The 25,530-nt window shown below is 64.5% G+C and carries 19 protein-coding genes and 1 pseudogene; 11 read left to right on the top strand and 9 right to left on the bottom strand.

Annotated elements, in window-relative coordinates:
* Positions 1-100 precede the first annotated feature (100 nt).
* Entirely contained in the window at positions 101-3,262 is a 3,162-nt protein-coding gene (locus ACMDCM_RS16215; protein ID WP_412774506.1) for a multidrug efflux RND transporter permease subunit, read from the bottom strand.
* 6 nt (positions 3,263-3,268) lie between these two features.
* Positions 3,269-4,477, bottom strand: a complete 1,209-nt coding sequence (locus tag ACMDCM_RS16210; protein ID WP_412774505.1) for an efflux RND transporter periplasmic adaptor subunit — start codon at positions 4,475-4,477, stop codon at positions 3,269-3,271.
* A 99-nt stretch (positions 4,478-4,576) separates the two neighbouring features.
* Here ACMDCM_RS16210 and ACMDCM_RS16205 point away from each other — a divergent pair, with 99 nt between their 5' ends.
* The 4 genes from ACMDCM_RS16205 (at position 4,577) to ACMDCM_RS16190 (ending at position 7,600) form a co-directional block, all read left to right on the top strand.
* Positions 4,577-4,915, top strand: a complete 339-nt coding sequence (locus tag ACMDCM_RS16205) for a hypothetical protein (RefSeq protein ID WP_412774504.1) — start codon at positions 4,577-4,579, stop codon at positions 4,913-4,915.
* Between the two features lie 53 nt (positions 4,916-4,968).
* Positions 4,969-6,042, top strand: coding sequence for a flagellar motor protein MotA (locus ACMDCM_RS16200; protein WP_412774503.1), 1,074 nt, complete (start codon positions 4,969-4,971; stop codon positions 6,040-6,042).
* 12 nt (positions 6,043-6,054) lie between these two features.
* Positions 6,055-7,083, top strand: a complete 1,029-nt coding sequence (locus ACMDCM_RS16195) for a peptidoglycan -binding protein (protein ID WP_412774502.1) — start codon at positions 6,055-6,057, stop codon at positions 7,081-7,083.
* A 67-nt stretch (positions 7,084-7,150) separates the two neighbouring features.
* A complete protein-coding gene (locus tag ACMDCM_RS16190) occupies positions 7,151-7,600 on the top strand; it encodes a GNAT family N-acetyltransferase (protein ID WP_412774501.1) in 450 nt (149 codons plus the stop codon).
* Between the two features lie 164 nt (positions 7,601-7,764).
* Here ACMDCM_RS16190 and ACMDCM_RS16185 read toward each other — a convergent pair whose 3' ends face one another.
* Positions 7,765-9,543 carry an ABC transporter transmembrane domain-containing protein gene (locus ACMDCM_RS16185; protein ID WP_412774784.1) on the bottom strand — a complete coding sequence of 593 codons (1,779 nt, stop codon included), beginning with the start codon at positions 9,541-9,543 and terminating at the stop codon, positions 7,765-7,767.
* A gap of 269 nt (positions 9,544-9,812) precedes the next feature.
* Here ACMDCM_RS16185 and rpmE point away from each other — a divergent pair, with 269 nt between their 5' ends.
* Both rpmE and ACMDCM_RS16175 read left to right on the top strand, forming a co-directional pair.
* Complete coding sequence (rpmE, locus tag ACMDCM_RS16180) at positions 9,813-10,040, top strand: 50S ribosomal protein L31 (RefSeq protein WP_079448021.1); 228 nt, start codon at positions 9,813-9,815, stop codon at positions 10,038-10,040.
* A 373-nt stretch (positions 10,041-10,413) separates the two neighbouring features.
* Positions 10,414-11,356, top strand: a protein-coding gene (locus ACMDCM_RS16175) for an IS630 family transposase (RefSeq protein ID WP_412772097.1) whose coding sequence is annotated in 2 segments (ribosomal slippage) — positions 10,414-10,749 and positions 10,751-11,356 — 942 coding nt in all. Because the reading frame shifts where the segments join, the coding sequence is not laid out codon by codon here.
* 32 nt (positions 11,357-11,388) lie between these two features.
* On the opposite strand, the gene ACMDCM_RS16170 is transcribed toward ACMDCM_RS16175, so the two are convergent.
* The 3 genes from ACMDCM_RS16170 to ACMDCM_RS16160 all read right to left on the bottom strand — a co-directional run bounded on the left by ACMDCM_RS16170 (position 11,389) and on the right by ACMDCM_RS16160 (position 13,779).
* On the bottom strand, positions 11,389-12,267 hold the full coding sequence (locus tag ACMDCM_RS16170; protein ID WP_412774500.1) for a phosphatase PAP2 family protein: 879 nt from the start codon (positions 12,265-12,267) through the stop codon (positions 11,389-11,391).
* A gap of 391 nt (positions 12,268-12,658) precedes the next feature.
* The gene (rcdA, locus tag ACMDCM_RS16165; RefSeq protein WP_412774499.1) at positions 12,659-13,180 is read right to left on the bottom strand and encodes a protease adaptor protein RcdA; all 522 of its coding nucleotides are present in this window, start codon (positions 13,178-13,180) and stop codon (positions 12,659-12,661) included.
* A gap of 407 nt (positions 13,181-13,587) precedes the next feature.
* Positions 13,588-13,779: a DUF1192 domain-containing protein gene (locus ACMDCM_RS16160; protein WP_412774498.1), complete on the bottom strand. Its 192-nt coding sequence runs from the start codon at positions 13,777-13,779 to the stop codon at positions 13,588-13,590.
* Positions 13,780-13,888: 109 nt separating this feature from the next.
* Here ACMDCM_RS16160 and ACMDCM_RS16155 point away from each other — a divergent pair, with 109 nt between their 5' ends.
* From ACMDCM_RS16155 to ACMDCM_RS16145, 3 genes are all read left to right on the top strand, one after another.
* Complete coding sequence (locus tag ACMDCM_RS16155) at positions 13,889-14,887, top strand: NAD(P)H-quinone oxidoreductase (protein WP_412774497.1); 999 nt, start codon at positions 13,889-13,891, stop codon at positions 14,885-14,887.
* Between the two features lie 466 nt (positions 14,888-15,353).
* Positions 15,354-18,230 (top strand): EAL domain-containing protein, encoded by a 2,877-nt coding sequence (locus ACMDCM_RS16150; protein WP_412774496.1) that lies wholly within the window; start codon positions 15,354-15,356, stop codon positions 18,228-18,230.
* Positions 18,231-18,503: 273 nt separating this feature from the next.
* Positions 18,504-19,217, top strand: coding sequence for a DNA helicase (locus ACMDCM_RS16145; protein ID WP_412774495.1), 714 nt, complete (start codon positions 18,504-18,506; stop codon positions 19,215-19,217).
* 232 nt (positions 19,218-19,449) lie between these two features.
* On the opposite strand, the gene ACMDCM_RS16140 is transcribed toward ACMDCM_RS16145, so the two are convergent.
* Positions 19,450-20,100, bottom strand: a complete 651-nt coding sequence (locus tag ACMDCM_RS16140; RefSeq protein ID WP_412774494.1) for a YqgE/AlgH family protein — start codon at positions 20,098-20,100, stop codon at positions 19,450-19,452.
* A gap of 137 nt (positions 20,101-20,237) precedes the next feature.
* Between ACMDCM_RS16140 and ACMDCM_RS16135 the strand changes: the two genes are divergently transcribed.
* A complete protein-coding gene (locus tag ACMDCM_RS16135) occupies positions 20,238-21,080 on the top strand; it encodes a protein-disulfide reductase DsbD domain-containing protein (RefSeq protein ID WP_412774493.1) in 843 nt (280 codons plus the stop codon).
* Between the two features lie 109 nt (positions 21,081-21,189).
* A complete protein-coding gene (locus tag ACMDCM_RS16130) occupies positions 21,190-22,563 on the top strand; it encodes a flippase (protein WP_412774492.1) in 1,374 nt (457 codons plus the stop codon).
* A 154-nt stretch (positions 22,564-22,717) separates the two neighbouring features.
* On the opposite strand, the gene cysC is transcribed toward ACMDCM_RS16130, so the two are convergent.
* Positions 22,718-24,640, bottom strand: a complete 1,923-nt coding sequence (gene cysC, locus ACMDCM_RS16125) for an adenylyl-sulfate kinase (RefSeq protein WP_412774491.1) — start codon at positions 24,638-24,640, stop codon at positions 22,718-22,720.
* Positions 24,641-24,666: 26 nt separating this feature from the next.
* A pseudogene (gene cysD, locus ACMDCM_RS16120) lies at positions 24,667-25,472 on the bottom strand (sulfate adenylyltransferase subunit CysD).
* Positions 25,473-25,530 lie beyond the last annotated feature (58 nt).

The raw sequence follows: 25,530 nt of genomic DNA, 5'->3' as shown, positions 1-25,530 counted from the left end.
TGTGGCTTCTGGATTGCTTCGGCGCGGTGCGCCTCGCAATGACGTCAAGGGGTTACGGACGATCGTTCGAGGGTAGCCCGCTCACCCGGATCGCTCCGCGTTACTCCGCCGGGCGCAGCGGCGCCGGCGGCCCGTGGATTTCAGGCTCGCCCGCCGGCTCCAATCCGCTTTTGTCGCGTGCGAGCACGCGCATCACGGCGACGAAGAACACCGGCACCATCAGCAGCGCCAGCACCACCACCGCAATCATGCCGCCCATCACGCTGGTGCCGAGCGCCTGCTGGCTCGCGCCGCCCGCTCCCTGCGCGACCACCATCGGCAGCACGCCGCAGACGAAGGCGAGGCCGGTCATCAGGATGGGACGGAAGCGCAGCGCGCAGGCCTCGACCGTCGATTCGATCAGCGGCTTGCCCTGCGCGCGCAAATCCTTGGCGAACTCGATGATGAGAATGGCGTCCTTCGCGGCCAGGCCGATGATGGTGACGATCCCGACGGTGAAATAGACGTCGTTGGCCAGGCCCCGCGCGCTGGCCGCGATGACCGCGCCGCAGATGCCGAGTGGCACCGTCAGCAGCACGGCCAGCGGAATGATCCAGCTCTCGTAGAGCGCGGCAAGACAGAGGAACACCACCAGCGCCGAGAGCGCGAGCAGGAACGGCGCCAGCGAGCCCGACAGTTTTTCCTGCAACGACTGGCCGGTCCACTCGTAGCCGAAACCGCGCGGCAGCCGGCTCGCGAGCCGCTCGACCTCGGCGATGGCGTCGCCTGACGTGTAGCCCGGCCGCGCCTCTCCGGTGATGCGCATGGCCGGATAGTAGTTGAAGCCGACGATCTGCGTCGGTCCCTTCGACCATTCGATCGAGGCGAACGACGAGAACGGCACCAGCCGTCCGCTGCTGTTCTTGACATTGTAGTTGAGGATATCGTCAGCCGTGGTGCGGCCGTCGCGGTCCGCCTGCACGATCACGCGCTGCATCCGTCCGCGGTTGGGGAAGTCGTTGACGTAGGTGGATCCGAGATTGGTCGACATGGTGTCGTTGATGGCCTCGAACGTGACCCCGAGCGCGCTGGCCTTCTCACGGTCGATCACGAGATTGACCAGCGGCGCCGGCGGCAGGCCTTCGACATAGACGTTCTGCAGAACCGGGCTGGCATTGGCCTCCGCGACCAACTGTTTGGTCGCCTGCATCAGCGCCGCATAGCCCTTCTGGCCGCGATCCTGCAGGCGGAAGCTGAAGCCCGAGGAATTGCCGAGGTTGTCGATCGGCGGCGGCTGCAGCGCGGTGATCTTGGCGTCGCGCAGCGATGACAGATCGCGATTGATGTCGGCCACGATATTGGCGGCGGAATCCTTCTCCGGCCGTTCCGACCAGTCCTTCAGGGTGATGAACGCCTGCGCCGTGTTCATGCCCTGTCCCGAATAGGCGAAGCCGGTGAGGAAGGTGACGTCCTCAATCCCGGGCCGCTTGGCCAGATATGTCTCGACCGCCTCGACCGCCGCTTCGGTCCGGCCGTGCGACGAATCCGACGGCGTCTGCACGTCCGTCGTGATGAACCCCTGGTCGTCCACCGGCACGAAGCCGGCAGGCAGGCGGACGAATGCGAAGGCGAGAACACCCACCAGGACCGCGTAGATCAGCATCAGCCGTCCAGTCCGCTTCAGCGACCAGCCGACAGTCGAGACATAGCGGCCGCGCACGCCGTCGAGGGTGCGATTGAACCAGCCGAACACGCCCTTGCGCGCGTGGCCGTGCCCGGCCTCGACCGGTTTCAGCAGCGTGGCGCAGAGCGCCGGCGTCAGCGACAACGCCATCAGGGCGGAGAAGCCGATCGCCGCGACCACGGTGATGGAGAACTGCCGGTAGATGATGCCGACCGAGCCCGGAAAGAACGCCATCGGCACGAACACCGCCATCAGCACCAGCGTGATGCCGACGATGGCGCTCGTGATCTGCGACATCGCCTTGCGCGCGGCCTCCTTCGGCGGCAGGCCCTCTTCCGCCATGATGCGTTCGACGTTCTCGACCACGACGATGGCGTCGTCGACCAGAATGCCGATCGCAAGCACCATGCCGAACATCGTCAGCATGTTGATGGAATAGCCCGCGGCCAGCAGCACCGAACAGGTGCCGAGCAGCGCCACCGGCACCACGATGGTCGGAATGAGGGTGTAGCGGATGTTCTGCAAAAACAGGAACATCACGAGGAACACCAGCACCACCGCCTCGATCAGGGTATGGACGACCTTTTCGATCGAGGCCTCCACCACCGGCGTGATGTCGTAAGGAATGTCGTAGGCGATGGTCGCCGGAAAGAACTTCGACAATTCCTTCATCTTGGCTCTGACCGCGCTTGCGGTGGCAAGCGCGTTGGAGCCCGGCGCGAGCATCACCGACAGGCCTGCGGTCGGCTTGCCGTTGAGACGGGTGGTGAAGCGGTAATCCATGCCGCCGACCTCGATCCGCGCCACGTCGCGCAGCCGCACCGTGGAGCCGTCGCGGTTGGCGCGCAGTACGATGGAGCCGAATTCCTCCGGCGTGGTGAGCTGCCCCCTCACCAGGACCAGCGCCGCGGTTTGCTGCCCGGCCCGGCTCGGCGGCGCGCCGATGCTGCCCGAGGCCACTTGCGCGTTCTGCGCCGCAATCGCCTTGGTGACGTCGTCCGATGTCAGGTCGTAGCCGACCAGCTTCTCGGGATCGATCCAGATGCGCAGCGAACGTTCAGTGGAAAACAGCGTGGCGCGGCCGACGCCGGGAAGGCGGCGGATCTCGCCGATGACGTTGCGCATCATGAAATCGCCGAGGCCGACCTCGTCGAGGCTGTTGTCGGTCGAGCGCAGCGTGATGATCTGCAACGTGTCGCTGGAGGCTTCCTCGACCAGGATGCCTTCCTTCAGCACGACGGCCGGCAGCCGCGCCTCGATGCGCTTGATCCGGTTCTGCACGTCCACCGACGCCATGTCGAGTTGGGTGCCGGGAACGAAATACGCGGTGATCTCGACCTGCCCCAGGGAGTCGCTGGTCGATTCGAAACTGAGGATGCCGGAGGCGCCGTTGAGCTGCTCCTCGATCAGGCGCGTGACGCTGTTGTAGAGGTTCTGTGGCGACGCGCCGGGATAGGCGGTCGAGATCGAGATCGAGGGCGGCGCGATGATCGGATACTGCGCCACCGCCAGAAGGGGAATCGAGATCGCGCCGATCAGGCAAATGAACAGCGCGATCACCCATGCAAAGACCGGCCGGTCGATGAAGAAAGCCGGCATGGTCGGCTACCGCCGGGCGGATGCGGTCTCGCCCGGCAGCGCGCCGGTCTCCCGCGACGCATCGGCTTCCGCCCACATCACGGCGCGAACCTTGTCGCCGGCTGTGAATTTCTGGAAGCCCTCGACCACGACGCGGTCGCCGGCCTTGAGCCCCTGGCTCACCATCGACAGGCCGTCCTGGACGAAAGCGGTCCGGATCGGGCGCGCGATCACGCGGCCGTCGTCCCGGACGACAAAGACCTCGCTGCCGCCGCCGGAGTCGCGCTGCACCGCCTGCTGCGGAACGGCGATCGCATCGCGATCGACGCCCTGCTCCAGCAGCACGCGGACGTACATGCCCGGCAAAAGCTCGCGCTTCGGATTCGGGAATTCGCCGCGCAGCGTCACCTGCCCGGTCGAGGCATCGACCTTGGCTTCGGAAAACAGGAATTTTCCGGGCAGCGGGTAGAGCGATCCATCGTCGAGCACGAGGCGGACTTTGGCCGCGTCCGGCGCGATGCGCTCCAGGTCGCCGGTCTCGAACGCGCGGCGCAGACTGTTGAGTTCGCTCACCGATTGGGTGAAGTCGGCGTAGATCGTGTCGAGTTGCTGCACCGTCGTGAGGCTGGCCGTCTCGTTCTGGACGACCAGCGCGCCCTCGGTCACCTGGGCGGCGCCGACGACGCCGTCGATGGGAGCGCGAATCGTCGTGTAATCGAGATGCAGCCGCGCCCGGGCGAGGTCGGCCTTGCGGCCGGCGACATCAGCCTCCGCCTGACGCATGCTGGCGATCGCTTTCTCGTTTTCGGCCTCGGACGTGGCGTGCCGGGCGGTCAGTTGCGCGATGCGCCTCGCATGGTGGGACGCCTGCTCGAATACGGCATCGGCCTTCGCCAGCGCCGCCTCCGCTGCCTGTACTTCGACCGCGAACGGTTTGGGATCGATCTGATACAGCGGATCGCCGGCCTTGACCTCGCCGCCCTGCGTGAACAGGCGCTTGGTGATAATGCCGGAAACACGCGGACGCACCTCGGCAACGCGCAGCGGCGCGATCCGGCCCGGCAACTCGCGCACCATCGCGTGGGGTTTCGGAACCACCGTGACGACGCTGACTTCGGGAGTGACCGCGCCGGTCGAAGCTTCCGCCGCGGTCGGCTCGTTGCAGCCGCCAAGGAGCGGCGACAATCCGGCGATCAAAACAGCGACGGACGTCAGTCGTCTATTCATACTTGGCATTGAAACCTGGAGACCCCGTGATGCGGTAGGTGTGCGGAGCGCTGAGGACCGCATTCCACGAAGCGCGACGCTTTGCGGAATCATGCGCGAATCCGTGCGATGTCTGATCGGCTCAGCTTAGACGGCACCACCTGCGATGCAATAACCGGTCGCGGCGGCGCAATGTCACACAAAGGTCATGGGGTTGACGGCACTTGTGTTTTTCAGATTCACACGGTCGTGAGCCGGGTTCCATGCCGATCGAAGGAAAAAAGTAAGCAGATGCGGGGCCGCAACATGCGACGTTGCGCCGCGTACGGCAACGCGCGGCCGGAGCATGCCGGGCGCGAAGCCGCGCGCATCGTCCTCGCCTACCGACGGACAAAAAGATACCCGCTTCGCGCGCGGGCCGCAAAACCGGTGGATCAGCTATTTTTTGCCTGCGACACCGTGGCATAATGCGGCCCGTCGCGACTCTCGGCCTCTCTCCTCACGGATGAACAAGCTCGCTCATGGCGCAAGGCACGACCCCCCGCTCCGCACCGGAGATCGAACTGACCAAGCTGTCGCCGCCCCGGATATTCCTGGTGCGCATGCTGGTGTTCGTCGTGTTGTGCGCCCTGGTGACGGTGGTGCTCTACAAGCAGATCGTCCTGGCTTTCTTCGCCAATCCCGGCCTCAACGCGCTGATCGCCGCGGTGCTGGCGATCGGAATCATTTTCGCATTCCGGCAGGTGATCCGGCTTTATCCCGAGATCGCATGGGTCAACAGTTTCCGCATCGCCAGCCCGGGCCGGGCGGGGCCCGCCCGGAAGCCCCGGCTGCTGGCGCCGATGGCCGCGATTCTCGGGGACGAACACGCCGGTCGCATGTCGATCTCGCAGCAGACCATGCGGCATCTGCTCGATTCCGTCGCCACCCGGCTCGACGAGGCCCGCGACATCTCCCGCTACATGACGGGCCTTCTGGTGTTCCTCGGTCTGCTCGGCACGTTCTGGGGCCTGATCGAAACCGTCGGCTCGGTCGGCAAGGTAATCGACGGTCTGAAGGTCGGCGGCGACGCCGGATCGCTGTTCGACACGCTGAAGGAAGGCCTCGCCGCGCCGCTCGGCGGCATGGGCATCTCCTTTTCGTCGTCGCTGTTCGGCCTCGCCGGATCGCTGATCCTGGGCTTTCTCGACCTGCAATCCAGCCAGGCGCAGAACCGCTTCTATACCGACCTGGAGGACTGGCTCGCCACCACCGTTCGCGAGTATAGCAGCGAGACCCGCGCCGATCCGGCCGCCGAGATAAAGACGGCGATCGAGCGGCTTCGCGTCACAGTGGCGGAGACGGGATCCGGCAAGGATACAACCGCCGCGATGGCCGGCCTCGCGGAAGCCATCCAGGGGCTCGTCAGCCACATGCGGACCGAACAGCAGATGATCCGCGAATGGGCCGACGAACAGGGCGAGCAGAACCGCGAGATCAGGAAACTGCTGGAGCTTCTCGCACAGCAGACGGGAGAAGAACTCACGGCAGCGGTCTCCCTGCCTCCGGCGGCCGCCTCGCGCCCGGCGTCGCCCGCGGCCGGGGCCGAAGCCTGAGAGCAAAGAAAGATGGCCCTTGCGCGCACCCGCAGAAACGAGAGCGGCTTCAACTACTGGCCGGGATTCGTCGACGCCCTCTCGACGCTGGTGCTCGCGATCGTCTTCCTGCTGTCGGTGTTTCTGGTCGTGCAGTTCTTCCTGTCGCAGGAAGTCTCCGGCAAGGACAAGGCGCTGGACCAGCTCAATGCCAAGATCGCGCAGTTGACCGATCTGCTGTCGCTGGAAAAGCTCGGAAAGCTCAGTCTCGGCGACGAGGTCAGCCAGTTGCGCGCGGGCCTCGCCTCGGCGGAAGCCGAGCGCGACCGCATCAAGGGTCTTTATGACGGCCTCGCCGGCGCCGGCAACGACGCCGCCGGCCGCAACACCCAACTGAACAAGGCGCTGGCTTCCGAGAAACAGATTTCGGCCCGCGCGCTGGCGCAGGTCGAGGTGCTGACGCAGCAGATCAGCGCGCTACACCGGCAACTGGCGGCGCTGGAGGACGCGCTCGACGCCTCCGAGAAAAAGGACAAGGAGTCGCAGAACCGCATCGCCGATCTCGGACAGCGCCTGAATGTCGCGCTGGCCAAGCGGGTGCAGGAACTGTCGCGCTACCGTTCGGAATTCTTCGGGCGCTTGCGCAGCATTCTCGGCAACCGGCCGGATATCCGGGTCGTCGGCGACCGCTTCGTGTTCCAGTCGGAGATTTTCTTCGATACCGGGCAGGCGACGCTGCTGCCGGAAGGAAAGGCCGAACTCGACAAGGTGGCCGGCGCGTTGACCGATCTCGACAAGCAGATCCCGAGCGAGATCGCCTGGGTGCTGCGGGTCGATGGTCATACCGACGTGCGGCCGATCAACAGCCTGGTGTTTAAGTCGAACTGGGACTTGTCGGCTGCGCGCGCGATCTCGGTGGTGCAGTATCTGATCTCGCGCGGCGTGCCGCCGCAGCGCCTGGTCGCCGCCGGCTTCGGCGAATTCCAGCCGCTCGATGCCGGCACGACGGAAGAGGCCTACAAACGCAACCGCCGCATCGAATTGAAGCTGACGGAGCGGTGATGCCATTATGCGATTCCTTGTTTTTCGTCATGGCCGGACTTGTTCCGGCCATGACGGCAGTGCTTGGATGACGGCCTCGTTTCAGCTTCGCCCCTACGCGCCTGCCGACGAGGACGCCGCGATCTCACTGTGGCAGGCGACGTGGCAGCGGACCTATCCCGCGATCGACTTCGCCGCGCGCGTGCCGTGGTGGCGCGAGCGCTGGCGCAACGAACTGGCGCCGAACGCTGCGATCGTCGTCGCCGAGCGATCCGGCGAACTTGTCGGCTTCGTCACCATCGACAGGGAAGGCTATCTCGACCAGCTCGTGGTCGACCCCGCGCATTGGGGCGGCGCTATCGCAAACGCGCTGATGAACGAGGCGAAGCGGCTGTCGCCGTCGGGAATCACGCTCCTGGTCAACACCGACAATGCGCGCGCCATCCGCTTCTATGCGCGCAACGGGTTCGCGCATGCGGGCGACGACGTCAATCCGACGTCGGGGCGGCCGGTCAAGAAGATGGTATGGAAGGCGTGACCACTTTTACTCTCACCTGTGGGAGCCGTGTCCCGCACGCGGTGCAGCGTTTTGACGCTGCTCCGCAGAGCCGGGACCATCTCAACCGGTGGCTTTTGTAGCGGCCCCGGATCAGCAGCGCACCGCTACGCGCTACGCGGCATCCGGGGCACACAAGAGACCGTCTACACCCCCTCGAACTGCAGCCGCGCCAGGCGCGCATACAGTCCGTTGGCGGCGACCAGCGAAGCGTGCGTGCCCTGCTCCACGATCCGTCCCTGATCCATGACCATGATGCGGTCGCAGGAGAGCACGGTCGCGAGGCGGTGCGCGATCACCAGCGTGGTGCGGTGCTTCATCAGCTCTTCCAGCGCGGTCTGCACCAGCGTCTCGGATTCGGCGTCGAGCGACGACGTCGCTTCATCGAGCAGCAAAAGCGGCGCGTCGCGCAGGATCGCGCGGGCGATGGCGATCCGCTGACGCTGTCCGCCGGACAGCGTCACGCCGCGCTCGCCGAGCAGCGCCTCGAAGCCGCCGGGCAGCCGGCGGATGAATTCGGTTGCATGGGCGAGTTCGGCGGCCCGCTCGACCTCGGCGTCGGACGCATCGGGCCGGCCGAAGCGGATGTTCTCGCGGGCGGAGGCTGCGAACACCACCGAATCCTGCGGCACCAGCGCGATGCGCGCGCGAATTTCGCGCGGATCGGCGGAACGCAACGGAACGCCGTCGAAGGAGATGGTGCCCGAGGCCGGATCGTAGAACCGCAGCAACAAGTGAAACAGCGTGCTTTTCCCCGCGCCGGACGGGCCGACGACGGCGACTTTCTCGCCGGGTTTCACCGCCAGCGAGACGCCGTCGAGCGCCTTGATCTGCGGCCGCGACGGATAGGCGAAGCTGACATTGTCCAGCGTGACGTCGCCGCGCGACGGCGTCGGCAGCGCGCGCGGCGACGGCGGGGCCGCGATCACCGGCTTGACACGCAGCAGTTCGAACAGCCGCTCGGCCGCGCCCGATGCCGCGGCGACCTCGCCCCAGACTTCGCTCAACTGGCCGAGGCCGGTCGCGGCGAACGCGGCATACAGCACGAACTGGCCGAGCCGGCCCGGCGTCATGTCGCCGCTCAGAACGTCGCGAGAACCGATCCAGAGGATCAGCACCACGCTGGTGAAGACGATGAAGATGATGATCGCGGTGAGCACGGCGCGGGCGCGCGCCGAGTTGCGCGCCGCGACATAGGCCTGTTCGACCTCGCCGCCGAAACGCACGTCGGCAAGCCGTTCGTTGGTGTAGGCCTGCACCGTCCGGATCGCACCGACCAGTTCGGAGGCGTAGGCCGTGGCATCCGCAAGATTGTCCTGCGCGCTCCGCGACAGGCGGCGCACCCAGCGTCCGAATGCGACCAGCGGCAGCACGATCAGCGGGATCGCCGCGAGCACCAGGCCGGACAGGCGCGGACTGGTGATGACCATCATCGAGGCCGCGCCGAGGAACAGCACGAGATTGCGCAGCGCGATCGAAACCGACGATCCGACCGCGGACTTGATCTGGGTCGTATCGGCGGTCAGCCGCGAGATCAGTTCGCCGCTGCGGGCGCTGTCGAAAAACACCGGCGACAGCGAGATCAGATGGGCGAACACGTCGCGCCGGAGATCGGCGACGATGCGCTCGCCGGTGGTCGTGACCAGGAAATAACGCGCCGCGCTGGCGCCGGCGAGAACGGCGACGACGCCGATCATCATGCTGAAGTAGTTGTTGATCATCGCGACGCCTTCGGAGGTGAAGCCGAAGTCGATGATCCGGCGCACCGCAACCGGCACCACCAGCGTCGTCAATGCGGCGACGACCAGCGCGACCAGCGCGAGCAGCGCCCGTCCGCGGTAGCGAGCGATATAAGGCATGAGCGCGAGCAGCGGTCGCAACCGCGCACCGCGGGCGGTGGACGGCTGCGGAGCCGGGCCGGTCATGGCGGGCTCGGCAGCCTCCGGGCCTGGCTTCAGACGGCCGTCGACTTTCGACGCGCCGTCGAGCGGCAGCGCAATGACCTGGGATTTCGAGGTATTCTCACGCACGTCTACCGAGCTCATCGTCGAACCACGCTGTTGCTGTTAAAGCACGTAATAGGCCCCCCTGCGCGCGCTGGCAAATCCGCGAGGCGCGCTTGTCCGTCACACCCTGGTGCGATATAGAGCGGGCCAAATCCGCCCAAAACCATCCGCCTTTGCTAGGATATGTCATGAAAGCCGAAATTCACCCGGATTATCATACAATTAAGGTCGTGATGACCGACGGCACCGAGTACCTGACCCGTTCCACCTGGGGCAAGGACGGCGACACGCTGAACCTCGATATCGATTCGAAGTCGCATCCGGCCTGGACCGGCGGCTCCCAGCAGATCCTCGACCGCGGCGGCCGGGTCTCACGATTCCAGAAGAAATTCTCGGGCTTCCTCAAGAAGGACTGAGCCCTGGCGCAGGTCGTTTCCCGCCGCCCGAAGCGATCCCCGGACATTTGAGACGAAAAAATCCCCGCGCATCGCCGTGGCTTTTTTCGTTAGAGCCTGTTTGAAAAGTTTGCTTTCCGGTGTCCCGGGCGCGCTGCGGCACGACGAGACGCTGCGCAGACCCGGGATCGTTGCAGAAAACCTCGCAAAGACCCCGGCTCAGCAACGCACCGTTTCACGCTGCGCCGCGTCAAGGGGAACGGCCGGGAGGTGGGTGCCCGGTGCCTTCCCAAACAGTCTCTAGACCGGTTCCTGTTTAGGCGGAATCGGATTTTGGTTTTCAAATCAGGGGTCTTCTGATTCAAGATTCTTGCTGGATTGGAGGCCAGCAAGGATGGGACGACCACTTTCTGGCGATCTTCGACGGCGGGTTGTGGCAGCGGTCTCGAAAGGTGAGAGCTGCCGCTCGGTTGCCTCACGGTTCGGGGTTGCGATTTCCTCGGTCGTGAAGTGGTCTCAACGCTATCGTGCGACCGGGTCCGTTGCGCCGGGCCAGATGGGCGGCCATCGCAAGGCGGTGCTGGAAGCGCATCGCGCCTTTATCGCGGCCCGGATCCGCCAGACGCCTCATGTGACGCTGCACCAGCTCAGGGACGAATTGGCCGCGCGCGGCATCAAGGTCGGGCATAATACGATCTGGCTGTTCCTGCGGCGCGAGGGATTACGGTTCAAAAAAAACACTGTTCGCCCTTGAGCAGGGCCGGCCCGACGTCCTGCGCAGACGTCGACGCTGGCGATCATGGCAAGCGGGCCTCGATCCTCGCCGGCTGGTCTTCATCGACGAGACCTGGATCAAGACCAACATGGCGCCGCTGCGCGGATGGGCTCCAAAGGGCGAGCGCCTGCGGGCCTTCGCACCGCACGGTCACTGGCGCACACTGACCTTCCTCGGCGCGCTGCGCTGGAATCGCCTCACGGCCCCTTGCGTCTTCGACGGGCCAATCAACGGCGAGTGCTTCCGCGCCTATGTCGCCCAGCAACTCGTGCCGGTTCTCAAATCCGGCGACATCGTCATCATGGACAATCTCGGCAGCCACAAATCCGCAGAACTGCGCCGCATGATCAACGCCGCAGGAGCCAGGCTCTGGTATCTGCCGCCTTATTCTCCCGATCTCAATCCAATCGAGCAGACCTTCGCAAAGATCAAGCATTGGATGCGCATCGCGCAAAGGCGAACCATCGACAATGTCTGCCGCACCCTCGGCGAACTCGTCCAAGCCATCCAGCCAGCAGAATGCCAAAACTACTTCATCAACGCAGGATACGCTTCTACCTAAAAAATAGGAAATGCTCTAAGACCCTGGGCGGACTATTCCGCCGCAGCCGTGCTGATCCTCGCCCCGGCATGCTGGCGAGCAGACCATTCCTTTTCATCCGCCAGCGGCACACTGAAATCCTCGCACAGCTTCCGGCTCAGCACGATCACGGGAACAACCAGCAAAGCCCCTGCGATCACATCCACCGCATAGTGGGCACCGGACACGGGCGTCGTCGAGATAATCGCCACGTTGAGCAAGACAGCGGGCCAACGCACCCATTTTATCGGCCAAAGCGCCCACGTATACAAAATCGCCGACTGGGTGTGAAAACTTGGGAAGGTGATAAACCCCTCAATATTGAGCAATGAGATCGTCGTCATCTCGCCCCGTCGAAGGGCATCGAGGGTCCGGGCATAGCTTGGTAGTTCCGCATAGCTCAACGACGGCAAATCGATAAAGACGAGCGCTCCAACGGCCGGCATGAAAATAAAGATCGCCGACGTTAAGACCAATGCCAGTCCGTAAGCGGCGATAAACCTCTGGAATCGCTCGGTACGCCGGGCCAGGATCAGGACCAGAGGTATCACGGCCATCTCTGGCAGCATCGACAGATAGACGGAATCGCTAAGCTTCTGCTTCCAAGGCTGGTCGGTGAAGGCACGGAGATAAGCCGCCCGGTCGAACCCAAGCCACTGATCCAATTGGTACAACGAGGCGTCCCGATACGGAAATCCCGCCTTTGCCGCCGGGTATGTCAGGACAGCGCAGATCAGGACGATCAAAAGAAGCTGAATGAGCCCGGACAGCGCATTTGCCAGCCCCGCATCGGGGCGTATCCTGGAATAGAACCAGGCCCCGGCGGCAAAGATCGCGACCGGAGCCAATATCGCCGGACTTGCTTTGAGATCGACGCTCAGGCCCGTTGCCAACAGGCTCGCGACTGTCGTTACCAGCAGTATCCCGATCCCGATCCAGAGATTCCGGCAATTCCGCCGCAGGACTGCGGCGGACGCAAGTTCTGAGGGCGGCGCAAGTTCTGAGGGCAAGGATGAAGAATGCGGCATCCTTTCACTTTGCCCGTATAAATTTAACGCGCGATGTATCGCGCGGTGAAACTCCCCTGAACGACGCCAGACCACGAAACGGTAAAAATCTTAGAGCCCGTTTGGAAAGTCACCGGGCACCTCCCGGCCGTTCCCCGGACGCAGCGCAGCGTGAAACGGTGCGCTGCCGAGCCGGGGTCTTTGCGGGACTGCGCGGCGTCACTTCGTGCCGCAGCGCGCCCGGGACACCCGGAAAGCAAACTTTTCAAACAGGCTCTCAGCCGGTCTGGCGCTCGAAGGCTTCCCTGAGGCGGTTGAGGTGCGGCACCAGCGGATTGCCGGTTGCCCCCTGCTCGGCGGCCGGCGCGTGGATGGTGGTGTCGAGACGGCGCACCCGCGCCTGCAGGTTCATCGACCGCACGATCAGGTCCTGCAACCGCTCCGGCAGTTTCATCACCATGTCCTGCGGACCTGGATCCGCCGCGGTCAGCTTGACCCTGGTCTTTTCGCGGTTGGCCTGCGCCAGCGTCATCTCGCCTTCCTTCACGGCGCGATGCAGCAGGAGCCACGACGCGAGTTGCATCAGCCGCGTGGTCAGCCGCATGCTCTCGGTCGCATAGGTCAGGCTGACCGAGCGCTCGAGCGCCTTGGCCTCGGCGCGGCCGTCACCGTCGAGATAGGCTGCGGTTTCCTCGACCAGATCCATGCCTTCCCGGAACAGGGCGGTGAATGCCGAAGAACCGGCGAGACGTTCGCTGAACTGGATCGGACCGGTAGTGTCCACCAAGAAATCGGACATGTTCGCGCCTCACGCCACTGGAAACCCCGTCTGCCGGGCTTTCTTGCGAGCCGGCTTATGATGAACAAATCATTGCCCGCCGGAAGGGCGGAAGTCCAGCGGAGGTATCGGCAAAGGTTAATGAGGGTTGATGGATTCCCGAAAACAGCGCGCGGCGCAGTTCCGAACTTCGAGCCGTAACGTTGCAGGGCAAAAAAAAAGAGCCGCCGTTTCCGGCGGCTTGAAGTTGATAACAGGGAGGCGTCAAACAGAGTGGACAGGAAGCCACTCGAATGTCCAATGAAGGACATTCGAGTCATAACCGGGAAAGCTTAACCAATCGTAAACGAACGAATTTCTTCAGCTTTCGTTTGCAATTTGGGCAAGGCAAGGCCCGCTGTATTATCCTTTCCTCCCGCGGACGACATTCAGGACCTGAAAAAGCGGTCGGCGGCGTCCTTCGAGGCGCGCTTCTTCGCCTCTGCGGCTCGCAGGCGGTCGATCTCCGCCGTCAGCAACGCGATGCGCTCGCCAAGCTCGTCCACCGAAAGCAACGAGAGATCCTGACCGATCTCGTGGGCGACCTTTTTCCTCGGCTTGTCGTCGTCTTCGCTCGCCATGGATCGTGCTCCCGCCTGCGCTCGTCCGTGAAGCGTGGTTGCCAGCTCGCGACCGGCCGTCTAATCAAAAAGGGCCGCTGATTTCCCGCGTTTTCCCCGGTGACAAAACATGGAAAAGCTGCCTGCGCAAATGACCGTCATCGGCATCAGCAAACCCGGCGGGCCGGAGGTCCTTGTGCCGGAGACCCGCCCGGTTCCCGCGCCAGGCCCGAACGAAATCCTGATCAGGGTCGCGGCGGCAGGCGTGAACCGCCCGGATGCCCTGCAACGCTCCGGCAGCTATCCGCCGCCGCCGGGGGCGAGCGACCTGCCCGGCCTGGAAGTCGCCGGAGAGGTGGTCGCGCTCGGCAAGGCCGTCAGCAGGTACAAGCGCGGCGATGAAGTGATGTCGCTGGTTGCGGGCGGCGGCTACGCGCAATACTGCGTCGCGCACGAAACGATCGCGATGGCGATCCCGCCCGGACTGTCGATGCTGGAAGCCGGCGCAACGCCCGAAACGCTGATGACGGTATGGCACAACGTGTTCGAGCGCGGCGGCCTGAAGGCCAACGAGACGCTGCTGATCCATGGCGGCTCGTCCGGCATCGGAACCATGGCGATCCAGCTCGCCAAGGCGTTCGACGCCAAGGTGATCGTGACCGTCGGATCGCAGGACAAGGCCGACGCCTGCCTCACACTCGGCGCCGATCACGCCATCAACTACAAGACCCATGATTTCGTTGCGGAGGTGAAGGCGCTGACCGGCGGCGCCGGCGCCAATCTCATTCTCGACATGGTCGGCGGCGACTACATCGAAAAGAATTATGACGTCGCGGCGATCGAGGGGCGCGTCGTCCAGATCGCATTTCTGGGCGGGGCAAAGGCGAGCGTCAACTTCGCCAAGCTCATGGTGAAGCGGCTTCATCATACCGGCTCGACGCTGCGGCCACGGTCGGTGGCCGACAAGGCCGCGATGGTCAGCGCTATCGAAGCGAAGGTGCTGCCGCTGATGCGCGAGGGGCGAATCAAGCCGCTGATCGACAGCAGCTTCCCCCTCGAAAAGGCGGCGGACGCCCACCGGCGGATGGAAACCGGCGCACATATTGGCAAAATTGTGTTGACGGTTTAGACCGCCGCGAACCTGCTAGAGCCTTTCCGCTTCTGATGGAATCAGAAGCGGGGCTCTATGATTTTGATTTGACGCGTTTTCTTTACGCGACCCGGTAGCCACTTCGCTTGAAAACGTTCTAGTGGAGTCGAATTTGACATTCGTTACCTCCTTTGCAGCAAACCCAGCGAGCGAATCGCAAATTCGAAACCCACTAGAATTGCTGGTGGTCCCGTAACATTCGCACCTGCTGAAACGGGGGGCGAATGTTAGAACCGGACCACGAGAGCCTATAATTTCTTTTCCGATTATGTCATCTATCTCACCCAACCGTTGTGTTTCGGCGAAGGCCGGGGCGGCGGGGTTGCGCGAAATTCGCTTTCATCCTGTGACATGCAGGAATCGTCTTCCAGGGTCGTCTTCGCGCGGTACGATCGGTCACGCGCGCAATGCGGCGAGACTGCAAGTTGAACGTGGGGAATTGACATTGCGTGCGGTCAGGTGGCTTGCGTGTCTCGCACTGGCCTTCATGATTCTGGCCGCGGCATCGCCGGCACGCGCGATCGACGCGGTCAGCGTCCGCAGCGACGCGCCCGCCATCGACCTCACCGCCATCCTCGATCATCAGCACAGCGACACCGACCGCATTCAGGTCTCGACCGCGCCAGGCACCGACGGCATCGTTCGCCGCGTCGAGGTGCGCGCGCGCGAAGGCGGCCATAACTGGGTGGTGTTCGCGCTCGCCAACAACACCGACGACCAGCTCGACCGCCTGATCGTCGCGCCGCATTATCGCCTGGTGTCGTCGGGACTGCTCTGGCCGGACCTTGGTCAATCGCGCATCGCGACCATCACGCCGTCGACCGGCGATCGTCCCGAGCGACAGGAGAGCAACACCGCCGACGTCTTCCGCATCACGCTCGATCCCGGCGCCGTCATCACCTTCGTGGTGGAATTGCGCACGGACAAGCTGCCGCAGCTCTATCTCTGGGAGCCCGACGCCTATAAGGACAAGATAAATTCCTTCACTCTTTACCATGGCATCGTCATCGGCATCTCCGGGCTGCTGGCGCTGGTGCTGACCATCCTGTTCGTGGTCAAGGGCAGCATCATGTTCCCGGCCGCCGCCGCGCTGGCCTGGGCGGTGCTGGTCTATATCGGCATCGATTTCGGCTTCTGGGGCAAGGTGCTGGACATGTCGGCCGGCGCCGAGCGGATCTGGCGCGCCTCTGGCGAAGCGATCCTCGCCGCGACGCTGCTGGTGTTCCTGTTCGCCTATCTCAATCTCAACCGCTGGCACGTCCGCTATTCGCACATCACCCTCGGCTGGCTCGCGTTTCTCGGCTCGCTGGTGGCCCTTGCTCTGTTCGATCCCGCGGTCGCCTCCGGCATCGCGCGGATGTCGCTGGCGCTGATTGCGGTGTTCGGCTTCGGACTGATCGTCTATCTCGCGATTCACGGCTTCGATCGCGCGGTGCTGCTGATCCCGACCTGGTTCCTGCTGGTGGTGTGGGTCGGCGCCGCCGGCATGACGATCGAAGGCAACGTCACCAACGACATCGTCGGCCCGGCTTTGCTCGGCGGCCTCGTGCTGATCGTGATGCTGATCGGATTCACGGTGATGCAGCACGCGTTCGCGGGCGGCGGCGCGGCCGCCGGCGTGGTGTCCGACGTCGAGCGCCGCGCGCTGGCGCTGACCGGCTCAGGCGATCTGGTCTGGGACTGGGACGTCTCGGCCGACAAGGTCTTCACCAGTCCCGAAACCGAAAGCCTGCTCGGCCTGAAACGCGGCGCGCTCGAAGGACCGGCGGCGACCTGGCTGGAGGTGCTGCATCCGCTCGACCAGGATCGGTTCCGCGCGGCGCTGGACAGCGTGCTCGATCAGCGCCGCGGCAGGCTGGTGCAGGACTTCCGGTTGCGCACGCCCGACGGCCACTTCATGTGGTTCGCGCTGAAGGCGCGCCCGGTGGTCGGCTCCGACGGCGAGGTCTCCCGCGTGGTCGGCACCCTCACCGACGTCACCGAGATCAGGAAAGCCGAGGAGCGGATGCTGCACGACTCGGTGCACGACAATCTGACCGGCCTGCCGAACCGCAAGCTGTTCATCGACCGCCTCAACGCGGTCGCGACCTTCGCCAAGACCATGCCGGGCCTGCGGCCGGCGGTGATGGTGATCGACCTCGACCGCTTCAAGCAGGTCAACGATTCCGTCGGCGTCGCGGTCGGCGATTCGATCCTGCTGACGCTGGCGCGGCGGCTCACGCGAATCCTGAAACCCCAGGACACGCTGGCGCGGCTCGCCGGCGATCAGTTCGGCCTCATCCTGATGTCGGAGCAGGACCCGGCGCGCATCACGGCGTTCGCCGAAACCATGCGCAAGACCATCCGCGCGCCGATCGGCTTCAACGACCGCGAGATCTTCCTGACCGCCTCGATCGGGCTCGCGCTGAGCGACCCGCAGACGGAATTGACGGAGGAGATCATCAAGGACGCCGAACTGGCGATGTACCATTCCAAGCGCATCGGCGGCGATCGCATCGACGTCTACAAGCCGGCGATGCGCGCCCGGAAAAACGACCGGCTGACGCTGGAAGGCGAGCTGCGGCGGGCGCTCGAGCGGCGCGAGATCGCGATCCTGTACCAGCCGATCGTCCGGCTGGAGGACCGCTCGATCGCCGGATTCGAAGCGCTGGCGCGCTGGGATCATCCCAAGCTCGGACGGATGGCGCCGGACGAGTTCATCACCATCGCCGAGGAAGCCGGCCTGATTGTCGATCTCGGCACCTTCGTGATGGACCAGACCGCACGCCAGCTCGCGATCTGGCAACGCGCCATGCGGTCTCGCGCGCCGATCTTCGCCAACGTCAACGTCTCCTCGCGCCAATTGCTGCGCCACGACCTGATCCACGATATCCGCTCCGTGCTGTCGCGCTCCTCGATCGCGCGCGGCACGCTGAAACTGGAATTGACCGAATCGCTTGTCATGGAAAATCCGGAAAAAGCCGCGCAAATGCTGCAACGGATTCGCGAACTCGGCATCGGGCTCGCGCTCGACGACTTCGGCACCGGACATTCCTCGCTGTCCTATCTGCAGCGTTTCCCGTTCGACACCATCAAGATCGACCAGTCGTTTGTCCGCACCACCAAACGCGGCACCCGGCCCGTCATCTTGAAGTCGATCATCGCGCTGGCGCACGATCTCGGCATGGACGTGGTCGCCGAAGGCGCCGAGACCGACTCCGATGCGGTGGAACTCTATCAACTGGGATGCGAATACGCGCAGGGCTTCGCCTTCGGCGAGCCGATGGACGCCGATGCCACGATGCGGCTTCTGGCCCAGGAGCGGCTCGAGGCGGCAAGCTGAAGCGCGACGAAGCGGGGTTGAATCAACCTCTCCGCCCTGGCCGGGCAGGTAGGCAGCCGTCTTGGCGCGCAACTCCTAAAACACGCCATGTTGCGGGCTTCGGGATTTTCGCGACACGCACATTAGGCTATAGTCGGCGAACAGGCTTGGCCCGCGCCTCCTCCCTCCCATCGGGGAAGTATCGTTCATACGGGGTATTGAGATCATCGAACCATCTGTTCGAGCGCCGCATAAGGAGGGGTTGCGTTTCCTGCTCGGAATGGAGGTTCCGCGATGAAGCTGTCCGCTCCGATCTACCAACTGAAGCGCCGAGCCAGGTTGATGGCTCGGAATGAAAAAATTCCCCTGCACACGGCGTTGGACCGCATAGCGCGCGACGAAGGTTTTGCAGGGTGGAGCCTGCTTTCCGCCCGAGTTGCAACGTATGCGACGACAGGTGAAATGCTGTCCCGGCTTTCCGATGGCGATATGCTCTTGCTGGGAGCGCGGCCCGGCCACGGCAAGACCCTGCTCGGGCTTCGGCTCCTGCTCGATGCCATCCGTGACGGCCGGCGCGGTGTCTTCTTCACCCTCGAATATACCGAACAGGAAACCCATGCGCGCATCCGGTCGCTGGAAGGCGAAACCTCGGGCGTCGGTGATGCTCTGGAGATCGTAACCTCTGACGAGATTTGCGCTGATTATATCATGCGCCATCTTGCCGACGCCTCCCGGGGGACAGTCGCCGTTATCGACTACCTGCAAATCCTCGATCAACGGAGAAACAAGCCCGAGCTTTCGGAGCAAATAACGTCCCTTCAAAAGTTCGCTCGAAAGACCGGCATTATTCTCGCCTTCATCTCCCAGATTGACCGTTCATACGATCCAGAGGCAAAGCCTTTGCCGGGTATGCAGGACATACGCTTGCCCAACAAAGTAGATGTGGGGCTTTTCTCAAAAGCGTGCTTCTTGCATGAAGGCAAGGCGCAGTTTCGAGCCATGGCCTGATCACGCCCCTACCGGATGCGCTGCGGCACAACGTGTGTGCCGCTGCGCTACTCGGGGGTCGCCCCGAGCCGAGAGCGGGGCTCGCAACGGTCCTGGTCCGGCGGCGCAGCGCTTCACGGCTCGCGCAGCGCCCGGACACGGCGCTCTCTCTCATGACCGCACTCCCTCATCACGCCCGGATCAGGTCCGCGCGTAATGATGCCGCTGTCATGAAAAGCAGAAAACCGTCCGCTCAGGCGTGGCCGGCTTCGTTCGACAGCATGCCGGGATCGATGCCGATCTTGTGCAGCGCGCGGGCATATTTGTCCTCGATATCGCGGCCGAAGATCAGGTCCTGATCGGCCGGACAATGCAGCCATCCGTTGTCCTGGATTTCGGTCTCGAGCTGGCCCGGCGCCCAGCCGGCATAACCGAGCGCGAGAATCGCATGTTTCGGCCCGGCGCCTTTCGCAATGGCTTCCAGGATATCGAGCGTCGCGGTCAGGCAGATGCCCTCGTCGATCGGCAGCGTCGCGTCCTCGATGAAGAAATCGCTCGAATGCAGGACAAATCCGCGGCCGGTTTCGACCGGGCCGCCCTTCATCACCTTCATCGCCTCAGCGGTTTCCGGCAGCTTGATCCGGTCGGACCTCTTGATGATGTCGAGTTGCACCAGCAGGTCGGTGAAGTCGACGCTTCCGGCGGGGCGATTGAGAATGATTCCCATCGCGCCCTCGGAGGAATGCGCGCAAACATAGATCACGGAGCGCGCGAACCGCTCGTCTTCCATGACCGGCATCGCGATCAGCAACTGGCCGTCCAGATAGCTCCGGTCCGGATCGTCGGCGTCCGCATCCTCCGCCTGACGACGGCCCTTCACGGGCCCCTTACGCGCTGGATTCATCAGCAAATGACCCTCATCTTGCCCTCCCATCCTGATATCGGAGGTCCGTTCTGTCAATCAACCCTCGCGCCATGATCAAACAACGGATCACAAGCATTTCAATGGTTTGGCGCGCCACCAGCCTGTAAGGACGTCGGATGATCACCAAGGTTCCCTTTCACGCCGTGCCCGGCGTCGCGGTCGCGTTGCTGGCTTGCGCGCTTTCGGCCGCTGCGACGGCCCAGGATGCCTCGCCATGGCAGCGAGGCAGCCACTCGGCGGTGCGTCTGCTCGCAGGATCGCGCAGCGGCGCGGTGCTGCTCGGCGGCATCGCGTTTCAGCTCGACCCGGGCTGGAAAACCTACTGGCGTACGCCGGGCGATTCCGGCATGCCGCCGCGTTTCGATTTCTCCAAGTCGGACAACATCGACGCCGTGACCGTGTTGTGGCCGGCGCCATCGAAATTTCCCGACGGCGCGGGCGGGCATTCGTTCGGCTACCGTGATCAGGTCGTGCTGCCGCTGCGCATCGCGGCCAAGAATGCCGACAAGCCGCTCACGCTCCGCGCAACCATCAACTATGCGGTGTGCGCCAAGCTGTGCGTGCCCGTCGATGCCGATGTCGAGCTTCCTTTCGTCAGCGTCGCGAGCGCCGAGGACAGCGCTCTCGCCGCGGCCCTCGATACGGTGCCGAAGCCGGCCCGGATCGGCGATCCCAATCCGCTGACGATCCGTGACGTCAAGCGCAAGGGGAAATCGCGCGTGATCGTCGATGTCGTGTCCAGCAATCCCAAGGACGATGTCAGCCTCTTCGTCGAAGGCCCGACACCGGACTGGGCGCTGCCGATTCCGACCCGGCTCAGCCATGCGCCGCGCGGCGTGAAACGGTTTTCGTTCAAGCTCGACGGTTTGCCGCCGAACACGAGTCCGGACGGCGCCGCATTGAAGCTGACGCTGGTGGGCGGCAAGCAAGCCTACGAATTCAATATCAATCTGGACTGACGGCGCAGTCGTCGCAAGCCGGCCGATTACGGTTCCCGCCCAACCGAATCTTAACGAAGCGTTGCTAGGTCACGATCGTGGCGCGCTTCCCGCGCCCCAGGATTCCGCCGTGGCCGTAACGGACACCCACACCGCGCCTGCGAGGCGGCCGCCCGGCCTGATCGGGCGGTTGCGCGCGACGCTGAACGGATCGAGCGAGGCTTCGCTGACCAGGCGCCTCGCCGGCACGATCTTTATGATTCGCGTCATCAGCGCCGGCCTCGCCTACGTCGCGCAGATTCTGCTGGCGCGCTGGATGGGCAGTTCCGACTACGGCGTTTACGTGTATGTCTGGACCTGGGTGCTGCTGCTCGGCAGCATGATGGATTTCGGCATCTCGGCCTCCGCGCAGAAGATCATTCCGGAATATCGCGCCGGCGGTGACGACGCGCGGCTGCGCGGCTTCCTGAGCGGCAGCCGCTGGATGACGTTCATCGTCGCCGCGCTGATCTCGATTGCTCTCGCGGGCCTGGTCAAGGCGCTGTCGCCGTGGATCGATCCGGCGACGATCGTGCCGCTCTATATCGGCTGCCTGACGCTTCCGGCCTTTGTCGTCGCCAACACGCAGGACGGCATCGCGCGCTCCCACGACTGGATGCGGCTCGGGCTGATGCCGCAATTCATCGTGCGGCAATCGCTGATCATCGGCTTCACCGCCGGCGCTTTCGTCCTGGGATTCCATCTCAGCGCCACCGTCGCCATGCTGGCCAGCGTGGCCGCGGTGTGGATCGCCATGGTCGGCCAGATGATCGTGCTCAATCGCAGGCTCGGCACGGTCGTCGCGGCCGGGCCGAAGGTCCATGATTTCCGCGGTTGGCTGGCGGTCTCGCTGCCGATCCTGCTGGTCGAAAGCTTTTATCTGCTGCTGTCCTACACCGACGTGCTGGTGCTGCAGCAGTTCCGCTCCTCCGAGGAGGTCGGCGTCTACTTCGCGGTGGTCAAGACGCTGGCGCTGGTGTCGTTCATCCACTACGCGATGTCGGCAACGACCGCGCACCGCTTCACCGAATATCATGCCGCCGGCGACAAGGAGCGGCTTTCGGCCTACGTCGCTCATGCGATCAAGTGGACGTTCTGGCCCTCCCTCGCCGCGACGCTGGTGCTGCTCGCGCTCGGCAGGCCGATGCTGTGGCTGTTCGGCCCGCAATTCGTCGCCGGCTACAGCATCATGTTCGTCGCCGCGATCGGGCTCGTGGTGCGTTCCGCCATCGGCCCGGTCGAGCGGCTTCTCAACATGCTCGGCCATCAGCACGCCTGCGCGTCGGCTTACGCGCTGGCCTTCGGCATGAACGTCGCGCTGTGTTTCACGCTGGTGCCGCGCTACGGCGGCCACGGCGCCGCCGCCGCCACCTCGATGTCTCTCGTGTTCGAGACGGTGCTGCTGTTCTGGATCGTGCGCCGCAAGCTCGGCCTGCATGTGCTCGTTTTCGGGAAGCGTGCTTAGCTGACAACGGGCGGTCATACGCGGACGATTCGACTAGCGCCAAAGCCGGGGCCGTGAGCTCCTACAAAAAGGTGAATAGCCGCATCAAAAATCGAACGGCCGCTGCGGTTAGGCTCGCGGCGGCGTCGGTCCAGCGCCTGCGGGATTCGCAGGCTCAGATGTTGGCGGCGACGTCGGTCAGTTCATCGAACAGAATACCGGTGCTGATCAGCATCCGCTCGATCTCGTCGGCGGCATCGGCTACCGTGCGCGATGATGTATCGATCGTCAGTTCGACCGACTCCGGCGGCTGATAGTCATTGCCGATGCCGGTGAAGCCATGCAGCACGCCGGCGCGCGCCTTGGCGTAATGCCCCTTGGGGTCGCGGCTCTCGCAAACATCGGCCGGCGTTGCGACATAGACCTCGCGGAAGGCGGTATCGGCGATGCGCCGCGCCGCGGCGCGATCCTCGCGCGACGGCGAGACTGCGGCCACGATTGCAACATGGCCGTTGCGCGCCAGATGCGCGGCGACTTCCGCGAGCCGGCGGATGTTTTCAGCACGGTCCTGCGGCGAAAAGCCGAGATCGCCGTTCAGTCCGGCGCGCAGCGTGTCGCCGTCGAGCAGGATCGGCGAGCCGCCGTCGCCGAACAGTTTCCGCTCCAGCGCGCGCGCCAGCGTCGATTTGCCCGAACCGGGCAATCCCGTCAGCCAGACGACCGCGCCGTTGTGACGATAACGCGCGGAGCGCTCGTCAGGGCGCAGCGCCGATTCCACCGGCACGATGTCGACCGCCGCGCGCTGCCCCGCGTCGACGCTGAGCACGAGGCCGCCGCCGGCGATGCGCCCCTGGACTTCGATCACGAGGCGGCCGGTGCGGGGATTGTCGACGTAAGGATCGGCGGCGAGCGGCTGCGCCAGCGAGATGTCGATTTCGCCGACATGATTGCGTGCGATCGCCTTGGCCTCGGCGCTCGCCAGTTCGCCCGGGTCGACCGCCTTCTCGATGGCGACGACGACGGCGCGGGTTTCCTTGTTGCCGAGCCGGAGCAGAATGGAAGCGCCGGCCGCGAGCGGGGTCTCGTGCAGCCAGAAGATGCGCGCGCGAATCCGCCGCGTATCGCGCGGCGCCGATCCGACATGGGCGATGACGTCGCCGCGCTCGACGAACAGTTCGCGATCGAGCGTGATGCCGACGGACCGTCCGGCGCCTTGCGCGACAGTCGGACTTGACGGCCAGCCTTCGATGCTGCGGATCTTCGCGATCTTGCCGGCCGGCATGATCACGATCTCATCGCCAGCGGCCAGACTGCCCGACTCGATGCGGCCGGCGACGATGCGCCGATCGTCGAACTTGTAGATCGCCTGCACCGGCAGCCGCAGCGACAATTCGTCCAGCGGCCGCGCCGGTTGCAGAGCGTCGAGGGCTTCGACGACGGTCGGCCCTTTGTACCATGCGATCTTCGCGGTGCGGTCGGTAACGCCGTCGCCGTCGCGGGCGGAGATCGGAATCACCGCCGTCGGCGCGAGGCCGAGGCCGGTCAGGTGCGCGGTAATCTCGTCGCGGATCGCGTCGAAGCGTTCCGCGCTGAAATCGACGCGGTCCATCTTGTTCACCACCACCGCGACCTGTTTGACGCCGAGCAGATGCAGCAGATAGCCGTGCCGCCGGGTCTGGTCGCGCACGCCTTCGAGCGCGTCGATGATCAGCACCGCGCCATCGGCCTGCGCCGCGCCGGTGATCATGTTGCGCAGGAATTCGGCGTGGCCGGGCGCGTCGATCAGCACCACGTCGCGCGAGCGGGTGCGGAAGCGGATCTGCGTGGTGTCGATGGTAATGCCCTGATCGCGCTCGGTCTGCAGCGCGTCCAGCAGGAACGACCATTCGAATGGCATGCCGCGCCGGGCGCTGACGGCTTTCAGCATCTCCAGCTTGCCGTCGGGCAGGCTGCCGGTCTCGTGCAGCAGCCGTCCGACCAGCGTCGACTTGCCGTGGTCGACGTGGCCGACGATGACGATGCGGACCTGCGGACGTGTCGTGCCGTTCGGTGTCGCGAGGACGGTGTTCGGTGCGATGGTGGGGGCGATCATATTCATCGGAAAACGCTCGATTTCGAGTCAGGTCAGAGATAGCCGGCGACCCGAAGCCGCTCGAACGCGTCTTCGGTTTCATGATCGAGCGCGCGTCCGGCGCGTTCGGGAATCTTGGTGCCCTCGAGTTCGATCAGGATTTCGTCGATGCTCGATGCGGTGGAGGCGACGGGAAAGGTGATGTCGGCGTCGCCGAGCGAGCGATAGCGCTTGCCGTCCTTCGCGAGATAGAGCGGAATGATCGGGATGTTCTCGCGCTTGGTGTAGGCCCAGATATCGGATTCCGTCCAATGCAGGATGGGGTGGATACGCAGGTGCGCGCCGGGAGGCGGCGAGGCGTTGAACTGGTCCCAGAATTCCGGCGGCTGGTCGCGCACGTCCCACCCGCCCTCAAGGCCGCGCGGCGAAAACACCCGCTCCTTGGCGCGGGTCGCTTCCTCGTCGCGGCGGATGCCGGCGATCAACCCGTCGAAGCCGTATTTGTTCAGTGCGAGTTTCAGTCCCTCGGTCTTGCGCGCGGCGGAGCGCGCGGCCGGCGGCAGCGTCGGGTCGACCGCCTCGACCGGCGGGCAGTAATCGACCTTGAGGTCGAGATTCCATTCCTTCGAATAGCGCTCGCGGAACGCGTACATCTCGGGGAATTTCTTCTCGGTGTCGACGTGCAGCGCCGGGAACGGCACCCGGCCCAAGAAGGCCTTGCGCGCCAGCCAGATCATCACGTTGGAATCCTTGCCGAGCGACCACAAGAGCGCGAGCTTTTTCAACGGGCGAAGGCTTCCCGAAAAATGTAGATGCTCTGCGCTTCCAGCGCATCGAGGTGGTCCATTCCAGGCTGCATGGCCTGCTCCTTGGCTTACATGCGCGTTTGCTACAGGCGGTCGACGGCCAAGCCGCTG

The organism is Nitrobacter sp., from assembly GCF_047149785.1.
Classification (GTDB): Bacteria; Pseudomonadota; Alphaproteobacteria; order Rhizobiales; family Xanthobacteraceae; genus Nitrobacter.
The sequence above is the reverse complement of the archived record's forward strand: the minus strand, read 5'-3'. Positions and strand labels throughout refer to the sequence as shown.

Coding starts and splice junctions, on each gene's coding strand:
- ACMDCM_RS16215 (WP_412774506.1), bottom strand. CDS start 3,262: ATGCCGGCTTTCTTCATCGACCGGCCGGTCTTTGCATGGGTGATCGCG.
- ACMDCM_RS16210 (WP_412774505.1), bottom strand. CDS start 4,477: ATGCCAAGTATGAATAGACGACTGACGTCCGTCGCTGTTTTGATCGCC.
- ACMDCM_RS16205 (WP_412774504.1), top strand. CDS start 4,577: ATGTCTGATCGGCTCAGCTTAGACGGCACCACCTGCGATGCAATAACC.
- ACMDCM_RS16200 (WP_412774503.1), top strand. CDS start 4,969: ATGGCGCAAGGCACGACCCCCCGCTCCGCACCGGAGATCGAACTGACC.
- ACMDCM_RS16195 (WP_412774502.1), top strand. CDS start 6,055: ATGGCCCTTGCGCGCACCCGCAGAAACGAGAGCGGCTTCAACTACTGG.
- ACMDCM_RS16190 (WP_412774501.1), top strand. CDS start 7,151: ATGACGGCCTCGTTTCAGCTTCGCCCCTACGCGCCTGCCGACGAGGAC.
- ACMDCM_RS16185 (WP_412774784.1), bottom strand. CDS start 9,543: ATGACCGGCCCGGCTCCGCAGCCGTCCACCGCCCGCGGTGCGCGGTTG.
- rpmE (WP_079448021.1), top strand. CDS start 9,813: ATGAAAGCCGAAATTCACCCGGATTATCATACAATTAAGGTCGTGATG.
- rcdA (WP_412774499.1), bottom strand. CDS start 13,180: ATGTCCGATTTCTTGGTGGACACTACCGGTCCGATCCAGTTCAGCGAA.
- ACMDCM_RS16160 (WP_412774498.1), bottom strand. CDS start 13,779: ATGGCGAGCGAAGACGACGACAAGCCGAGGAAAAAGGTCGCCCACGAG.
- ACMDCM_RS16155 (WP_412774497.1), top strand. CDS start 13,889: ATGGAAAAGCTGCCTGCGCAAATGACCGTCATCGGCATCAGCAAACCC.
- ACMDCM_RS16145 (WP_412774495.1), top strand. CDS start 18,504: ATGAAGCTGTCCGCTCCGATCTACCAACTGAAGCGCCGAGCCAGGTTG.
- ACMDCM_RS16140 (WP_412774494.1), bottom strand. CDS start 20,100: ATGAATCCAGCGCGTAAGGGGCCCGTGAAGGGCCGTCGTCAGGCGGAG.
- ACMDCM_RS16135 (WP_412774493.1), top strand. CDS start 20,238: ATGATCACCAAGGTTCCCTTTCACGCCGTGCCCGGCGTCGCGGTCGCG.
- cysC (WP_412774491.1), bottom strand. CDS start 24,640: ATGAATATGATCGCCCCCACCATCGCACCGAACACCGTCCTCGCGACA.